A 15,189-nucleotide genomic window follows, 5' to 3' on the forward strand; every position below is an offset into this window, starting at 1 on the left:
GTTATTATCCCTGGCGCTATGGCGCTTTATTTCTGCTAATTACGATTTATCGTCGCTGCCGGATCTTGTAGATCTCCTGCTAAATGCGCATCGCGGGCTGGCAAGACATCTGCAACCATTTCCAGACGCTTCCAGTCTGGTGCGGGTGTTTGACAATGTTTTTTGGGAACAAAAGATGACTCTTCAACCAATACCATTTTGTGAATATAGCGGGGGCAATTAGGAAACATTTCCCGCAAGGTTACCCGCAAGACTATTTCTGCCTCAGGCCAGTGAGCCAATAACGGGTCGTTTTCCTGTATAAAAGCGCTACCGTTTAAACGCAGGCGTGCCTGTCTTTGAAAATCGATAAATAACAGGCCAACATGCGGATTGACCAAGACATTACCAGCGGATAGATACATGCCGTTGCCATCGTAAATCGGAAAAGCCACCGTGTATTCATCGATAACTTTAACCAACCCGACACTACCGCCTTTATAAGAACAGTTTGGCCGTCCTTCCTGATCAACCGTCGCCAGAAAAAACATATTTTGCTCCTCGATAAAACCCTTATCTTCGGGGCTGATCTGATCAGAAATAATGGTCTCGGCCAGACGATCTGCCATAGGTTGCGTTTCAAACCGGTTTTGTAATTTACGACTACCTTCATGAAAAAATTTACTCATCGCTCCTCCCGGGAGTTAACTATTGTGGAAATCTGTTAATTTAAAAACACTTACCGCAAGCTACCTTCAATAAGTAAGATAGCCGCCTGCTTAGCCTGTATAGCCACACCCGAGTGACGCTGCATTTGTTCCGAGACAATAGCGCCTTCAATCAGCAGGGTTAATTGCAGAGCCATATTTTCGGGAGACTTAAAACCACACTGCCTCGCCAAATCGGTAATATAATTCCGAAATTTATCATAGAACGCTATGGACACTTGATGCACAGGATTACCCTCGAGCGGAAATTCAGCGGCAGCATTGATAAAAGCGCAACCTCGAAACTCAGGAATATCCAACCACTGGCTAATGACATCAAAAATCACCAATAACTTGGCTTGAGGATTATTCGCTTTGCCGTCAACCTGACTCATAAACCACGTTCGAAAATCCTCATCCCGTTTACGCAGGAAAGCGATCACCAGATCATCTTTGGAAGGAAAGTACTTGTAAAGTACTCATTCTTGTGGTGTTTGCCGCTTTGGCAATAGCATCAACGCCTGTGGCTCTAATATCTTGGCTATAAAAGAGTTCTGATGCAGCAGCAAAGATTTTTTCTTGAATAGTTATAGGCATAAGCAGAAATACGGATGACTGATAATGTCGCGACTATACCGATCGGTATACTATAATTAAATAGTCTGACCAGTCAGTCTATTTAATTATAACAAACAATTTAAACAACAGGAGACGTTATTATGCTTTTTGCCTTACTGGCATCAGCATGGCTGATGACTTTTGCACGCTGGTTTCCCATTAAAGGCGTTGATGGCGAATTTTTGACAGATTATAAAACCTTCATTAGAGCGCATATTGATTTTGCCTTAATGGCTTTATTTTGCCTGGCTTTTTATGTCACCAAAATCCCCTTACCGATTACCGCGTGCTGGTTGGTTGTCATTGGTGGAATTGCCAATCCTTGTGTCTTTGTTATTGCTGCATTTGATACCGGTTTTTGGGAGAAAACCATTTGGAAAGTCTATACAGCACTTAGCTTTATTATTACAACCATTGGCTTTGCCTGGGTTGGCATAACACTATTAAATTACGCCTTATCAATTTAGCAATTAACCGCTACACAGCCCTTTTATTAGGACGATTTTGCAGCTTTTTACTACTTGATAACGGATATTGTTGAGATTCTCTTAATCGTTTATCAACAGCACCCTCAAGTTTAATCGACAATAATCGCCTGAATCTGGCATCATAACGCTTCAAGACACCTTGTATCCCACTTGGTTGAGACAACCTATGTTAAGGTAAAAAGTAATGAGTAACCTCCCCAAATGTCCCGCCTGTGATTCAGAATTCACTTACGAAGACGGTAGCCAATATATCTGCCCTGAATGCGCACACGAATGGCCAAAAGACGGAGCAACCGAAGATAATACTGATGCCAAAATTATTAAGGATGCAAATGGTAATGTCCTGCAAGACGGCGATACCATCACCGTCATTAAAGACCTTAAAATAAAAGGCACATCACTGGTTGTCAAAGTCGGCACTAAAGTCAAAAATATCCGCCTCGTAGACGGTGATCATGATATTGACTGCAAAATAGATGGTATTGGTGCCATGAAACTTAAATCAGAATTTGTTAAAAAGATCTGATCTGCCAATACCCCTGATTACAAAAACAAGCAGTGGGAAACTTTCCCACTGCTTGCCATTTTCAATATGACAGTTCAAATCGCTTGGAAATAAAGCTGTTTTCTGTCAGAAAAGCTGTAAGAACAACCTGGAAAATTTAAAGCTAAGGCTCAAAGATCATACAATATAGTGAGCTAGGAAAACGCATTGTCTGTAATTGATGGACCTCCTTGCATCAATAACATCTTGTTATTTTAGTACCTTCGCTATTCGTTCCAACTGATAGGTGTAGAGCTGAATCAGCCGCTCGTTTCCAGGAGATGGTGCAATGTATTGAAAGCCGATACGATGCTTGGTAGAGCCGTCTTTCACGGGCATTGGCTGGATGCGTTGTACTTGCAGGGCAAGGCTAGCCATCCCTATCTCTGGATAATCCATTTTGCAATCACTAAATACGATGCCTATTGATATTGCCGGATCCAATGGATCAGCTGCCATCACGCCAACACCACCCACGCTGATATCAACAAGAGGAAGTTCCAGTATTTTACTCATCTCCGTATTAGTTCCATCTAATACGGGAATTTGGCACAGCACAGGTGTGGCTATCGGGGTGTCAATGCGATAAAACTCGCGGCGCTGCAAACGGACCAGACTCTTGGGTAACCCTATTTTGATTGCGTTACCGCCAACTAGATTGATCATGGATAGTTTTGTGCTGACCCATCTGATTTCGATACCATCTTCTTTGATGAAAGCAACATGTTGACTAGCTATTAACCTGTTGTTAAAAGCTTCGTCGCAACTAATATCAAAATGTACGGCAAGATTTTTCTCATCAATTGAGATGACAGTAGTTAGATAGACGTCGTTGCCATTATTGAACGACACCTTAAGCATGGTGTTGTCTTTCAATAACTCGGCTAATATATGGATGATGGCTTTCACATTGTGAATAACGAACTGCTGTTCATCCGGAAACTTGGTACCGTCTTCCATTAACTTCATATTATATTTTCTCTATTACTGTTAACGGCTAAAGTCTAAAAAATGTTATTGACTTAGCCGGCATATTAAATTGCATCAGTTATTTATCATTAAAACCGTTAAGATATTTAAGGTTCTTGTTTAAATGCCAGCAGCCGTTAACAATTGCCATGCGCATATTATACGCCTCAACAATCAATCCAATAAAAAATTAGCCTGTTGCTGATTATCCAGTTCCGTGTCAGTCGTTTCGTCTTTTAAATTAACACCCGAAAACTTTAACTTTTCGGACTTATTGATTAAAAACAGCAATTTCTTTAACGCCTGCTCATAACTTAATCCGTTGTTATGAATATTGGAAATACAATTTCGGTCCGCATCGGTACTTATGCCCGATTTGGCCTGATAGGTGTAATAAATACCCATGCTGTCAGGCGAGCTTAAACCGGGACGTTCACCAATCAAGATTATGCACAATCTGGCAGTATAATATTCTGCGATGGCATCGCCGATAGCGACCCGCCCATGTTTAACCAGGCACACGGGCGGTATTCTGTAACCGTTTGCTTGCAGTTGTGGAAGCAATAAACTTAAGAAAGGCTCTACGTGACGGGCTATGGCTTTTGACGATAAGCCGTCGGCGACAACGACCACCACATCAGCCTGAATTGGCGCAGTATTCTGTAAACCGTCCACCGCCGATGCACTTAATAAACGCCCTAGATCAGGGCGTTGTAGGTATATGGACTGAGTCTCTGCCTGAGATTGTAAGATCTGCGTTTGATAACCCAGCAAGTTTAGCTGTTGTTCCAGACGCGTAAAATCCAATGGAATATGGACGGCATCACGAGCCAAGGCATGCGCTAACTGAAAGTCCAGACAGGCGCGGGTTGGTAGGCTAATACCTGTGCGTCCCAAAGCAATACGCGCCGAAGTAAATTGGCTTAAGCTATGCCAAGGATCAAGGCTAATCTCGGTTTCATTATTGTTGCTCATCGCCATACTCACTTAAGTTTTTGTATGGCCGGTTTAAATAATGCAGGAACATCCGGTTGTTGAAATAACTGATGATCGGCATTGAAAATTTGATGTTGTTGTAACCATTGCTCAAACTCGGGCGCGGGTCTAAGCCCCAACACTTGGCGCACGTAAAGTGCATCATGAAATGAAGTCGATTGATAATTAAGCATAATGTCATCCGCCCCCGGAATACCCATAATAAACGTGCCACCGGCTACGGCAAAAGAAGTCAGTAACATGTCCATATCATCCTGATCGGCTTCGGCATGATTGGTATAGCAGACATCACAGCCCATCGGCAACCCCATTAACTTACCACAGAAATGATCTTCCAGACCGGCGCGGATAATCTGCTTACCGTTGTAAAGATATTCCGGGCCGATAAAACCGACCACCGTATTGACCAACAGCGGTTTAAATTTACGAGCGATGGCATAAGCCCTGACTTCACAGGTTTGCTGATCCAGTCCTTCATGAGCATTGGCAGACAGCGCACTGCCCTGTCCGGTTTCAAAATACATGCAATTATCGCCCAACGTTCCTCGTCCCAGTTCCAGTGCAGCACTGTGGGCTTCTTGTAATAACTTCAAATTAATGCCAAAGCTGTCATTGGCTTTTTGCGTTCCGGCTATGGACTGAAAAACCAAATCAACCGGCGCACCATGTTCGATGGCTTTTAAAGTGGTAGTCACATGCGCCAGCACACACGATTGTGTAGGGATTTGATAACGTTCGATCACATCATTCAGCATATGCAGTAAACGCAAGGTTGCTTCAACATTATCAGAGGCAGGATTAATCCCAATTACCGCATCGCCGCAACCATACAGCAAGCCATCCAGAAGACTGGCAGCAACACCGGCGGGATTATCGGCAGGATGATTGGGCTGTAAACGTGTAGACAAACGATTTTCAAGGCCGATGGTGCCTCGAAAGCGGGTAATCACCCGACATTTTTTAGCAACCAGAATCAAATCCTGGATTCGCATAAGCTTGGAAACAGCGGCCACCATTTCCGGCGTCAAACCCGGGGCAATGGCGGTTAAAATATTGGTGGTCGCGTGTTCAGATAATAGCCAGTTACGAAAATCGCCGACGGTCAGATGACTGACAAGGGCAAATGCAATACTGTCATGCTCGTCAATGATCAGGCGAGTAACCTCATCTTGTTCATAAGGCACCAGCGCTTCATTAAGAAACTGTTTTAACGGGACCTCAGCAAGTACCAATTGCGCAGCGACCCGCTCAAGATTATTGTCAGCCGCCACCCCAGCCAAATAATCGCCCGAACGAGACGGTGATGCCTTTGCCATTAAATTACGCAATGTTTTAAAATCGTAGGTCAGATTGGCTATGTGTGTTTTATACATGATTAACTTATCCTGAACTATTCGGAATATTCAAGATAGCATGACATTATAAAAATGTTATTACACATGGCTATGGGCGTTAAAGCTATAGCAGAAAGATAGAATGGCCAGGAGGCTGTCCGAGAATAAGAACCGTAGCGAGGGGAAGCTATTTTAGTCATTTAAGGCAAATAGTTGTTCTATTAAACGAAAATGAGCGAAAAACCTGGCCGAAATAGATTTTCCGCAATAAATTTACTATTCTCGGACAGCCTCCTGGCGGGCTGCACATAACCAACCAGGCATTCGGGTTACGCTGGATAACAATTTAATTGACGAAAACAAGTTAAGCAAAATAATCCGTAGTGCCAAACCAATCTACAGTATTTTGGCTAACTAGGGCTGGTTCTTCAAAAACCAACTCGTCAAGGACATATTCCAGTCCATAAGAATTACCATTATCAAAAGCCTGATTCATAAATGCGACAATGTTACTTTGCGCTTCTACGTTTTGATTAATCATCTTGTACCTTCCTGTTTTACTAACTAATGAGCAGATTTAAACGATATACAGATTAAATATCCAGCCATGAGCAGCGATAAATTCTGTAATTAAGGTCTACAATATGCTTTGTTAACTGAACAGAAACTGAAGGTAGTTTTATAGAGTGCCGCTTAAAATGCGCTATCTTTATCTTAAATAACAACGGTATTGATACAATACTGCTAATCCCGATTACACCCAGCGATTATCACGGGTTTCACGCATCAGGTATACGGCAAACAGACTGATTATAGCCGCCAGTGAAACATAGCTGCCAACCCAGGCTAAACCGCCTTCGGTAACCAGGCGTTGCGCGATATAAGGTGCAAATGAAGCACCCAGTATGCCACCCAGATTATAGGCCGTTCCGGCACCGGTATAACGCAAAGCAGGCGGAAATAGTTCCGGCAATAAAGCTCCCATAGGCGCGAAGGTAGCACCCATTAAAAACAACTCCAATGAAAGAAAAGCAGTAATTATTAATGGAGAGCCACTTTCCAACATGGGTTGTAAAGCAAAACCGGACAAAAATGCAGCGCTACCAGCAACCAGCAAAACAGGACGGCGTCCGAAACGATCACCAGCCCATGCCGATAAGGGCGTGGCGGCGGCCATAAACAATACCGCCACACTTAACATACCCAGAAATTGCTGGCGTGGAATGTGTAACGTAGTGGTGCCATAACTCAGGGAAAACACCGTTGAGATATAAAACAAGGCATAGCACACCACCATCGCCAGTGCGCCTAACACCAAAGGGATAAGATGATGCTTTATTATTTCTTTAACAGGTAAAGCTACCCGTTGGTGCTGCTGCAATACGTTGGTAAATACCGGCGTTTCCGCCAAGGCCAGTCGAACATACAAACCGATCATCACCAAAACCGAGCTGGCAATAAACGGCAGTCGCCAACCCCAGTCTTTAAACTCTTGTTCACTCAAGAAATTAGCAAGCAACAAAAAACTGCCGGTTGCGAAAAGAAACCCGACTGGCGGCCCTAATTGCGGAAACATACCGTACCAACCGCGCTTGCCAGTCGGTGCATTCTCGGTTGCCAATAGTGCCGCACCGCCCCATTCTCCGCCCAAACCAATACCCTGACCAAAACGTAACAAACACAATAACACGGGGGCCCATGCACCAATCGCATCATAGCCAGGTAAAAAGCCTATTAATGTTGTAGAGATGCCCATTACCAGCAATGATGCAACCAGCGTTGTTTTGCGCCCTATACGGTCGCCAAAATGCCCGAACAACATCGCACCCAAAGGCCGGGTAAGAAAAGCGACCGCAAAGGTAAGAAAGGCACTTAATGCTTGAGTCGTTGGATTACCGCCGGGAAAAAATACCGGCCCAATAACCAATGCCGCCGCCATGCCATAAATATAAAAATCATAGAATTCAATGGCAGTTCCAATAAAACTGGCTAAAGCAATACGTGTAACTGAAGTAGTTTTAAACAATTTAAGGCCGGCTTGATATTCTGGATTAAATAAGAAATTTAAGCGGTACTATTTCGGTTACCACCTTTCAATTATAGCAATGACTGACTGTATAAAGAATACCTTTAAAAAAACAAAAAAGTGACTGTATCACTACATCCTCTTATTTAATTGATTTTGTTTAGTTGTTGTTTTTGCTTGTTTTACCGCTTCGCTTCTCCCTATACAGAAAGTACAGTAGCTTTTTAATCAATAAGTTAAACTATACAAGGGGTAAATACGGGGTAAAAAGTAAAAAAATTTATGTTTAAAAGTGACTTTACAGATATATAACAGGTTTTTTTTGTGGCAATGGTTGCCGTCATTTTTTATAGTCATGCCCGCTATAGTATTAAAGTATATCTTTTAAGAGCTTATTATTATTAGTCGGCGTTAAATCTGTGGATAACTGCCTTTAGCCCATATAAGCCAATGATTAAAGGCTGCTATAAAATTTAATCCGCCATTGTGGACAAACTGTGGATAAAAATAGCCCTAAAAAACTGCCCTCATGTTAGCAACAAGTTATACACAGGCTTACACACCAATATTTCAGGCATAAAAAAAGGCCGGTATCATCCAGCCCTTAAATTAATTTCTTAATCCATCAGTCACCAATTGGTGACAAGCAACCATGCATTGTTTTTGGGTTGCGTAAGGGTTGTAAAGTACCCGTTAAGCCAGTGGTGGTAAGCAATAAGGGGTTGCACTCGCTACCTGTGCGGTTTGCTGTTGGCGTTTCGCGTGTATGGCAAGTTGCATAACGGTTTAGCTGTTGATGATACTGTTGAAAGCATTTATGCCCTTGGGCATATTTAACTTTGCTTGAATATTTGCCGCAGTAGTAAGCCGACTTATATAGCTTTGTGTATATCCCCATTCCTGCTCACCATACCGGCGCAAGGCTTACCGTTACTGTGTTTCCTTGCTCACCATGCGCTCCATCAGGGTGAATGTCTATCATGCGTCCACAATGCCACTCTAAGCACTGATAATGCTAAATTCATGCGTCCACAATGGCGTTTATAACTGCGCCTATTTTCCGTCATCGAATAGGAAATAAAAAGCACGGATATTCAGGTGCTTGAGATTGATAACAGACTTTTAACGCTGCCGATTTCCGCCCGTATTTACTGCGCCAATATCTGCGCATAAAGTGCCCGTTAAATCCTGCGCCATTATCTGCGTCAACCTTTATGTGTAGTGGCTTTGAGTGCGCCAAGCTTTGCGCGTACCTTTCAGTGTCCCAATATCACTATAGACCGCTCGCAGTATGGTTTTATGTGCGTACCTGGCGGTGGTGTATAAATTACGATAATTATCACTTAACCATTACACATCATGCGCTCGCTGTTTTGGCGACCGTGAAACAGGTGAAGGAGGATTATCCTGCACCTATCTGGCTTGACACATCCAAACCCCCATTGAAGTATAGGAAAGAAGGTGGCCGATAACCGCTATCCTACTTGGGACAATCTTTGGGACAAGATACCGCCAAGCCCATGCAATGCCTGTATTCGCTTGGGACACTTTCAAGTGGTTCATTCAGTGGCCCAGATTATCTACTAGCCCATACTGTACGCGTGTTTAAGTGGCTCAACTTTGTAAACTATTTACCTGTTTTTTGTAAATATTCGCCTGTAAACGATTATGGCTTAACTGTTTGATGGGTAACTGATTTAACGGCTTTATTTTGTACACGAAAGTAATTAACTAAACATGATATTTTGTTTAGAAATATTACTGAATAATCCAGTCAAGACCACGGCACGACTAGGTATTGATGTTTAGTTTTAGTGTCACGATTTAACCGCAATCCAGCACCACGCCTATATTGATCTGACACGCGGTTTTTCTCGACTCCCTTTTCAATAGGATGTTACTTATCTATGCGTTTGCGGTGTAACCTTGCGTGTAACTCCTACTTTAATCGGAGTTTTCAGGCTGTTTTGGCTCTGCTTCCGGCTCGGGCACATTGTCGGGTTGCTTCTTCTGGTTCGCTTGCCAGTATGCTTGGTAATTCTGCATTGATGTATTTCTCATTGTTATTTGATTGGCCGGCTTCACCATGCGCAGAAGTCGGAAGGGGTATTCCTGATCTTAACCAGTCGGCGCACTGTTTCATTTGCTGGAACTGGTATTCATAACCACTGACTTTATCGGGATGGGTACGTTGTATAAGACTCTTGACCGATAACTTCAATGGACTGACCTCGCTTGCCGGTAAGCCCATATCCATTAAGCTACCAAAGAAGTTAACGCCGTGCTTGGCTCGATTAACTTTGCTGAACAAATTATTGCAATCGGTTATCAGGCTGTTTTTATAAACATCGTTACACAATTGATATTCGATTTCCCAATATGGCAAGTGCCCACTATAGCCCTCGACTTTTACCCTTGTTCCGACAATAAGCCCACCATGCCATAATTCCTTTAATGTCCGGTGAATTTGTCGCTTGTTGGGTAATGTCACCATGGATGGGTAAAGTCCATAATTCCATTTATAGTTGAAAGCGTTTTCCAAGTTGGACCGAATACTACCTGCTCCGTGTGGCGGTTGTCTGCCGTCTATCTCATCGGCCAAGACCTCAAGCATCAATCGCCGGTTAAATGTCATCTTCATTTTATAACCTATCAGCTTTATAACTGTACACAAGCGGTAATGTACAACTAGATTCAGTGATTAACCTTAAAAATCTATCGGGTCATTAAATGGCTTTGAGCTACTGCCCGACTGCACCGGATTGTCTGATACCGGCTTACGCTTCTTAATGTCATAAGGTGATAGTGAATTATTGGCGGTGATGTTTAGCCCGTGTTTGGTTTCACCGGTATTTTTATCAATCCATTCAGACGGCTTCAAGCTACCAATGACTGCCAGCGAATCTCCTTTTTGTAATCTGGCGATTCGTTCCGCTGTTTCTGCAAATGCAATACCACTAATAATTGTCGGTTGTTCGTCTCCTGTCGATACCGATAAAAGAAATTGGGTGTAATGGTTGCCCGTTTTGCCGGTTCGTAGTTCAGGCGTTTTTATGAGTTTTCCGGCTATGAGTGCGTCTATCATTTGATGATTTCCTGTGGTTTTGGGTGGTATTCTGATTTCAGAAAAACTTTTATTTGAAAAAGGTTATGAATGAAACAGCATAACAGCACTAATCCTCTGTAAGCCCCGCCGTTACTGGGTTTTATCAATGCTGTTTTAGTGCTGTTATCTATAAATTCGCCTTATAAATTCAGGATTGTTTTTTAAGTTGTGCTGTTTCAAACACCATAACAGCATGATTTTAATGCCCGTAAGCCCAGTAAATACGGGTTTTTTTTCAGTTAATGCTGTTATTCTGTTTCATTTACAACCTTTATCTTAAGATAGTTTTTTTCAAGAAACGAACTGGCCGCCTGTTTGGTTTTTTCAAAGCCTAAATGTTCCATTCTGCTCACAAAATTATTTCTGCCTAAGGGGTATTTATGGCCGGCTTCTTGGCAGTAAACTTTATATTCCAGGTAAGCATCAGTAACCGTTTTAAAGTAGATAGAAGCCTTCATAGTCTCCAAAAAATCAGCCTCATACATGGCCACGCTGTCTGATTCTTTGATAAACTTCTGTTTAAAGGCTTCACACTCGGATGAAATAAAGATATCTCTGTTTTTAATAACCCGCTCCGCACCGTCAATAATCCAGTTCAACACGCCTGCTCGATCATTAAGAATCTTTTTGTGTAAGTCCCTGTCTTGCTAATCATCTGGAATGGTTTTGTTGAAGGGGATAACCAGCAAGCGCCTGTAAAATCCGTGGGTATGTTCAATATTGGCTGAGTCCATCTTGTTGACGTTAAAGATCAACTTGGCATAGTCAGTCATCAGGAACGGTTCCCGATAAGGTAAACGCGCCTCGATAGGCTCACCACTTGCCAACGTTTTAAACATACCGGCATCAATCTTGGTTAGGCGTATATCCGTACCATAATTAACAATCACATCCTTAATCATGGCGCGGTGATAACCCTTGTCATCAGTCAAGGACTCAAGGGAATAATTACTGATATTATCAGCCCCCAGCACACCATTAAGTACCTCAAAGAATACTGACTTACCATTGGCACCGGTACCAAACAGAAAGAATACTTTTTCCATCTTCAAGCCCTTGATGAATAAATAACCGGTTATCTCCTGCAAGGTGCGCCGCGTATCTTTATCAGGCAAAACATGTTCAGGAACACCGTATTTATGGCGGCGGGGTTGTATGCAAAGTCTAATTGATGGGTTAGAAAATCCCGATAATCAAACGGCTTCATTTTTATACCGGCATCACTTAACACCAATGAGCCATTTTTAAGATTGATAATGGATTGCTTGGTGTAGTTCTTTTCGACAAAAAAACCGTCTTGGGTAGCCTGTTGAAAGAGCTTATCGACAAATAGCGCGTCACGACACTCTATTTCGATATAACCCATTTTTACGGCTGCATCTTTAAGCAACTGCTTAACTTCTGAATCTAGCAACACTACCCAGAAGGCACCATTGAAGATATAAAAGAAGCCTAAATCATGGATGATATGCCAGTTATTTTTTTTTGCCGTCTTTATCAAAGTATCAACAATCGCAACCTTGATATGTTTTTGCGCTGGAGGATTGCCTTTAGTGTCGCTCGTCCAGCCTAAGGACTCGCAAACCTCGGTTAAATCAACTGGCTCAATATTGGCAAGTAACGCCGCTATTGCTGAATCTTTGGATTGTTGCGGGGTTTTTACTTCGGTGATAACCGCTTTAATCAGCTTGTTAAGCGCTGTTTTTTGCGAGTCATCCTTAACAGGCAACGCTATTATTTTGCTCATCATGCAACCACACTATTTAATGAATCATTCCAGTCATGCCCAATCGTAGGCGGTAAGATATACTTTCCGGCAATGGCCAAGGCTGCCGATCTCGCGGCAAGCTGTCCGACTCCACTTAAGTCATTGTCACCACAAATAATGATTTCTTTGTCTTGGTGGTGCTTTCTGATCTGGATTGCCACGGCGGTTAGGTTGCCGGCGCTAAACGCTACGATGGTAAAGTGGCCAGTTGCTTCATACAGACTGGCACCGGTTGCCCAACCTTCTACGATTAAAATAATACTGTCGCGGGTCAAGTCGATAGCATCACCAATAAAATAGCATGAGCCTTGCCGCCTTTCATCATGCGCTTGGTACCGTCATCACCGATAAATTGAATACTGACCAGTAAACCGATTTCGTTATAGAGAGGAACGACCAAAGCGCCGCGATAGCACCGGACGTTATGCGCCTGGACATTCTTTTTAGTGAGGTATTGATGATTGACAACCGGCGTTGACCGCTCCCAGACATAGGCGGCCTTCTGAATTGCTGTAACATGGCGGGTCTTTTCTTCGGCCTTGCGTTGCTCGTTTTGGCGTTGGCGCTCGATTGCAAAGGCTTGTTTTTCAGCATCGGTTAGCTTTTTGAAAGTACCGGCCATTTTCCAGCGTTCTTTGATTCCCTGTTTCCAGTCACCAAAAGCGGCAGCGGCTTTACCATCAAGGTGCAAGCTATACCAGCCAGTTAGTTTTCCATCAATTTTGAAGCGGTGTAGTTTACCGTCACCTATGATGGTTTCAGGTTCGGCACCTATGCTATCCAGCATGGCATTTTTGAATGGTTCAATACTATTTTGCATGATATTTATCCCTTAGTCGGGATTGCAATCGAACCACCATCATCTATAATAAACTTGATTTTGTGGTGATCTGATTACAAAGAACCGGCTAATTGTGAGTGATTAAGCCGGTTTTTTTATGCCTGATTGTTTTTGGTGCTTTCTACCTCATGGTAAGCCGCAACCATTGCTTGTATGTCCTTAATGGTATTAATGGCCGATTCTATTGACCAAAAAATAACGTCATCAGACGGCATTGGTGCATATTCCTCGCCTAAAAAATTACCTGATACCAAGGTCAATACATTCGTAGCCTGATATGCCAAGGTGCCTATGCAATCGTTAAGATGGTAGCTTCTCGCCTCATCGCCAAATATAGAATGACGATGTGTAAAGTTTACGTTTAGTTTTGGGGTAGCTTGCTCGGTTTGAGCAGGGATGTTTGTATTGCTCTCGGACTGAGAATTTGATTGATTATTCATGATTGCTACTCTGGAAGGTTATAAACCCACCACCAATGAGACCAATCATTTGGTGGCAGACTGAACAAAGTTGGTCTACCGGTGTAGCAACCGGCCACTCTTGCGAGTGCTCTGTCCAGCCCGCCATAATATGAGGAACTTGAGATTTTGCGCACAAAAAAACCGCAAGTTTGCGGCTGTGCCGCTACGTTACAGGAGACCAATCCTGTGCTGAAATGTTTCAGCGGGTTAAGAATAGCCGCCATGATGCATAGTGTCAACTGATTCATTACGCCACCGCCTTGATATTGCCTGATAGTTTTAACACCTGCTCACTAAGTAAGTGCTTACGCTCATCATAGCTAAAACCCAAGTCAATCAAGCTGGCGCTGTACATTTGCAACTTATCCATCAGGTTTAATTCTGCTATCGTTAAACCATCCCTAACATTGTCAATAACGCGTATTTGCTTAAATTGTTTGGCAGTCATGCCTGTGACTAAACAGTTAATTAAGTCGCACTCATTACTAAAATGATAGGGCTTAAGCTCTGGGTGTGCGGCTTGAATGGCGTTAATCAGTGGCAAAAATCCAGTCTTTAACTCAAGGCGGCGTTGTTGGCGTTGGTGTTCATCTTTGACGCGATTTTCAGCCCATTTATGCAGGTTGCGCCTAAATATTGCGCTTAACCATCCGGCAAATTCATAAGCGAGTTCTTGATGTAACCAAGTACCTTTATATTTGCCGCCGTTGGTTACTCTGATTAAATTCTCACTATGGGATATCCCATACCCAGAATCATTAAGGACTTCGTTAATATATTCTTTGGTCGAATTAAGTCGCAAAAAATCAGCCGGTAATTTGCCAAACTGTTTGGACATCTCCGTTGCATTAAAATAAAGCTCATCGCTCTTTTGTAGCATTGAGACATCGGCCATCACTTCGATATTATTAACGACTACAATTTCATACTTTAATTTTGTAGTCATTACGCGCCCACCCTTGGCCCTACAATATGATTTACTGCTTGGCGCTCAATTTCAGCAATACTTTTTACCCTACCTTGTCTTAACCAAGTCTCCAATTCTGACCGATCAAAATACAGCATTTTTCCGCGCGGTTTGTAATGCGGGATTTCTTGCGTTGATGTGAGTTTATACAGATAGCTTGTGGCAAGGCCGGTAAATGCGGCGGCTTCTTCAAGGTTTAAGGTTTGTTTGTTGGATAAAACAGCGCGGGTAAGAATCTCTAAGCTGTCTATGACAGATTGAAGTGTAACTATTTTTTGGCTCAATTTAATGTCCTTTCGGATGGTTAATATTGAGTCTTATTATCTACATATTTTTAAACGTGAATAGGTGTAATGGTTATAGCTACTACTGCTTTAAATAGGTG

General features: G+C 42.8%; 21 protein-coding genes. 2 read left to right on the top strand and 19 right to left on the bottom strand.

The genetic code is table 11. From position 1 onward, the window contains the following. Positions 1 to 35: 35 nt before the first annotated feature. Genes N7974_RS09415 through N7974_RS09425 form a run of 3 tightly spaced genes read right to left on the bottom strand, consistent with a single transcriptional unit; the run spans position 36 to position 1,283 of the window. Positions 36 to 668, bottom strand: coding sequence for a pyridoxamine 5'-phosphate oxidase family protein (locus N7974_RS09415; protein WP_262965370.1), 633 nt, complete (start codon positions 666 to 668; stop codon positions 36 to 38). A 50-nt stretch (positions 669 to 718) separates the two neighbouring features. Continuing rightward, entirely contained in the window at positions 719 to 1,129 is a 411-nt protein-coding gene (locus tag N7974_RS09420; RefSeq protein ID WP_262965371.1) for a TetR family transcriptional regulator, read from the bottom strand. Between the two features lie 4 nt (positions 1,130 to 1,133). Next, positions 1,134 to 1,283 carry a TetR/AcrR family transcriptional regulator gene (locus N7974_RS09425; RefSeq protein WP_262965372.1) on the bottom strand — a complete coding sequence of 50 codons (150 nt, stop codon included), beginning with the start codon at positions 1,281 to 1,283 and terminating at the stop codon, positions 1,134 to 1,136. Between the two features lie 122 nt (positions 1,284 to 1,405). Between N7974_RS09425 and N7974_RS09430 the strand changes: the two genes are divergently transcribed. Both N7974_RS09430 and N7974_RS09435 read left to right on the top strand, forming a co-directional pair. Then, positions 1,406 to 1,771: a hypothetical protein gene (locus N7974_RS09430; RefSeq protein WP_262965373.1), complete on the top strand. Its 366-nt coding sequence runs from the start codon at positions 1,406 to 1,408 to the stop codon at positions 1,769 to 1,771. Positions 1,772 to 1,976: 205 nt separating this feature from the next. Continuing rightward, positions 1,977 to 2,318, top strand: a complete 342-nt coding sequence (locus N7974_RS09435; protein WP_243220358.1) for a zinc ribbon domain-containing protein YjdM — start codon at positions 1,977 to 1,979, stop codon at positions 2,316 to 2,318. Between the two features lie 228 nt (positions 2,319 to 2,546). Here N7974_RS09435 and N7974_RS09440 read toward each other — a convergent pair whose 3' ends face one another. The 16 genes from N7974_RS09440 to N7974_RS09515 form a co-directional block, all read right to left on the bottom strand. Further along, positions 2,547 to 3,305 (bottom strand): flagellar brake protein, encoded by a 759-nt coding sequence (locus N7974_RS09440; RefSeq protein ID WP_262965374.1) that lies wholly within the window; start codon positions 3,303 to 3,305, stop codon positions 2,547 to 2,549. Positions 3,306 to 3,479: 174 nt separating this feature from the next. Beyond that, positions 3,480 to 4,280 (bottom strand): ethanolamine ammonia-lyase subunit EutC, encoded by an 801-nt coding sequence (gene eutC / locus N7974_RS09445; protein ID WP_262965375.1) that lies wholly within the window; start codon positions 4,278 to 4,280, stop codon positions 3,480 to 3,482. Positions 4,281 to 4,288: 8 nt separating this feature from the next. Continuing rightward, positions 4,289 to 5,674, bottom strand: coding sequence for an ethanolamine ammonia-lyase subunit EutB (locus N7974_RS09450; RefSeq protein WP_262965376.1), 1,386 nt, complete (start codon positions 5,672 to 5,674; stop codon positions 4,289 to 4,291). A 325-nt stretch (positions 5,675 to 5,999) separates the two neighbouring features. Then, complete coding sequence (locus N7974_RS09455) at positions 6,000 to 6,176, bottom strand: hypothetical protein (protein ID WP_262965377.1); 177 nt, start codon at positions 6,174 to 6,176, stop codon at positions 6,000 to 6,002. Between the two features lie 213 nt (positions 6,177 to 6,389). Further along, positions 6,390 to 7,661 carry an MFS transporter gene (locus N7974_RS09460; protein ID WP_262965378.1) on the bottom strand — a complete coding sequence of 424 codons (1,272 nt, stop codon included), beginning with the start codon at positions 7,659 to 7,661 and terminating at the stop codon, positions 6,390 to 6,392. 1,957 nt (positions 7,662 to 9,618) lie between these two features. Next, the gene (locus N7974_RS09465) at positions 9,619 to 10,302 is read right to left on the bottom strand and encodes a hypothetical protein (protein ID WP_262965379.1); all 684 of its coding nucleotides are present in this window, start codon (positions 10,300 to 10,302) and stop codon (positions 9,619 to 9,621) included. A gap of 66 nt (positions 10,303 to 10,368) precedes the next feature. Beyond that, positions 10,369 to 10,746: a single-stranded DNA-binding protein gene (locus N7974_RS09470; protein ID WP_262965380.1), complete on the bottom strand. Its 378-nt coding sequence runs from the start codon at positions 10,744 to 10,746 to the stop codon at positions 10,369 to 10,371. A gap of 269 nt (positions 10,747 to 11,015) precedes the next feature. Then, positions 11,016 to 11,366 (bottom strand): primase-like DNA-binding domain-containing protein, encoded by a 351-nt coding sequence (locus N7974_RS09475; RefSeq protein WP_262965381.1) that lies wholly within the window; start codon positions 11,364 to 11,366, stop codon positions 11,016 to 11,018. A 48-nt stretch (positions 11,367 to 11,414) separates the two neighbouring features. After that, entirely contained in the window at positions 11,415 to 11,882 is a 468-nt protein-coding gene (locus N7974_RS09480) for a DUF5906 domain-containing protein (RefSeq protein WP_262965382.1), read from the bottom strand. Continuing rightward, entirely contained in the window at positions 11,843 to 12,517 is a 675-nt protein-coding gene (locus N7974_RS09485; RefSeq protein WP_262965383.1) for a hypothetical protein, read from the bottom strand. Before N7974_RS09485 ends, N7974_RS09480 begins: the two co-directional genes overlap by 40 nt. Further along, entirely contained in the window at positions 12,514 to 12,810 is a 297-nt protein-coding gene (locus tag N7974_RS09490) for a toprim domain-containing protein (protein ID WP_262965384.1), read from the bottom strand. Before N7974_RS09490 ends, N7974_RS09485 begins: the two co-directional genes overlap by 4 nt. Further along, positions 12,807 to 13,355, bottom strand: coding sequence for a hypothetical protein (locus N7974_RS09495; RefSeq protein ID WP_262965385.1), 549 nt, complete (start codon positions 13,353 to 13,355; stop codon positions 12,807 to 12,809). The genes N7974_RS09490 and N7974_RS09495 overlap by 4 nt, the downstream gene beginning before the upstream one ends. A gap of 116 nt (positions 13,356 to 13,471) precedes the next feature. Then, entirely contained in the window at positions 13,472 to 13,816 is a 345-nt protein-coding gene (locus N7974_RS09500) for a hypothetical protein (protein ID WP_262965386.1), read from the bottom strand. A gap of 5 nt (positions 13,817 to 13,821) precedes the next feature. Continuing rightward, positions 13,822 to 14,085, bottom strand: a complete 264-nt coding sequence (locus N7974_RS09505; protein WP_262965387.1) for a hypothetical protein — start codon at positions 14,083 to 14,085, stop codon at positions 13,822 to 13,824. Then, the gene (locus tag N7974_RS09510; RefSeq protein WP_262965388.1) at positions 14,085 to 14,783 is read right to left on the bottom strand and encodes a KilA-N domain-containing protein; all 699 of its coding nucleotides are present in this window, start codon (positions 14,781 to 14,783) and stop codon (positions 14,085 to 14,087) included. The genes N7974_RS09505 and N7974_RS09510 overlap by 1 nt, the downstream gene beginning before the upstream one ends. After that, a complete protein-coding gene (locus N7974_RS09515) occupies positions 14,783 to 15,088 on the bottom strand; it encodes a helix-turn-helix domain-containing protein (RefSeq protein ID WP_262965389.1) in 306 nt (101 codons plus the stop codon). Before N7974_RS09515 ends, N7974_RS09510 begins: the two co-directional genes overlap by 1 nt. Positions 15,089 to 15,189: the final 101 nt, after the last annotated feature.

Origin of the sequence: Methylobacter psychrophilus, assembly GCF_025583945.1 — a bacterium.
In the GTDB taxonomy this organism is placed as follows: Bacteria; Pseudomonadota; Gammaproteobacteria; order Methylococcales; family Methylomonadaceae; genus Methylobacter_C; species Methylobacter_C psychrophilus.

Bases quoted from the DNA above. Each gene is read 5' to 3' on its own strand.
- N7974_RS09470 (WP_262965380.1), bottom strand. From the start codon at position 10,746: ATGATAGACGCACTCATAGCCGGAAAACTCATAAAAACGCCTGAACTA.
- N7974_RS09495 (WP_262965385.1), bottom strand. From the start codon at position 13,355: ATGCAAAATAGTATTGAACCATTCAAAAATGCCATGCTGGATAGCATA.
- N7974_RS09450 (WP_262965376.1), bottom strand. From the start codon at position 5,674: ATGTATAAAACACACATAGCCAATCTGACCTACGATTTTAAAACATTG.
- N7974_RS09455 (WP_262965377.1), bottom strand. From the start codon at position 6,176: ATGATTAATCAAAACGTAGAAGCGCAAAGTAACATTGTCGCATTTATG.
- eutC (WP_262965375.1), bottom strand. From the start codon at position 4,280: ATGAGCAACAATAATGAAACCGAGATTAGCCTTGATCCTTGGCATAGC.
- N7974_RS09500 (WP_262965386.1), bottom strand. From the start codon at position 13,816: ATGAATAATCAATCAAATTCTCAGTCCGAGAGCAATACAAACATCCCT.
- N7974_RS09510 (WP_262965388.1), bottom strand. From the start codon at position 14,783: ATGACTACAAAATTAAAGTATGAAATTGTAGTCGTTAATAATATCGAA.
- N7974_RS09415 (WP_262965370.1), bottom strand. From the start codon at position 668: ATGAGTAAATTTTTTCATGAAGGTAGTCGTAAATTACAAAACCGGTTT.
- N7974_RS09440 (WP_262965374.1), bottom strand. From the start codon at position 3,305: ATGAAGTTAATGGAAGACGGTACCAAGTTTCCGGATGAACAGCAGTTC.
- N7974_RS09435 (WP_243220358.1), top strand. From the start codon at position 1,977: ATGAGTAACCTCCCCAAATGTCCCGCCTGTGATTCAGAATTCACTTAC.
- N7974_RS09430 (WP_262965373.1), top strand. From the start codon at position 1,406: ATGCTTTTTGCCTTACTGGCATCAGCATGGCTGATGACTTTTGCACGC.
- N7974_RS09485 (WP_262965383.1), bottom strand. From the start codon at position 12,517: ATGATGAGCAAAATAATAGCGTTGCCTGTTAAGGATGACTCGCAAAAA.
- N7974_RS09465 (WP_262965379.1), bottom strand. From the start codon at position 10,302: ATGAAGATGACATTTAACCGGCGATTGATGCTTGAGGTCTTGGCCGAT.
- N7974_RS09505 (WP_262965387.1), bottom strand. From the start codon at position 14,085: ATGAATCAGTTGACACTATGCATCATGGCGGCTATTCTTAACCCGCTG.
- N7974_RS09425 (WP_262965372.1), bottom strand. From the start codon at position 1,283: ATGCCTATAACTATTCAAGAAAAAATCTTTGCTGCTGCATCAGAACTC.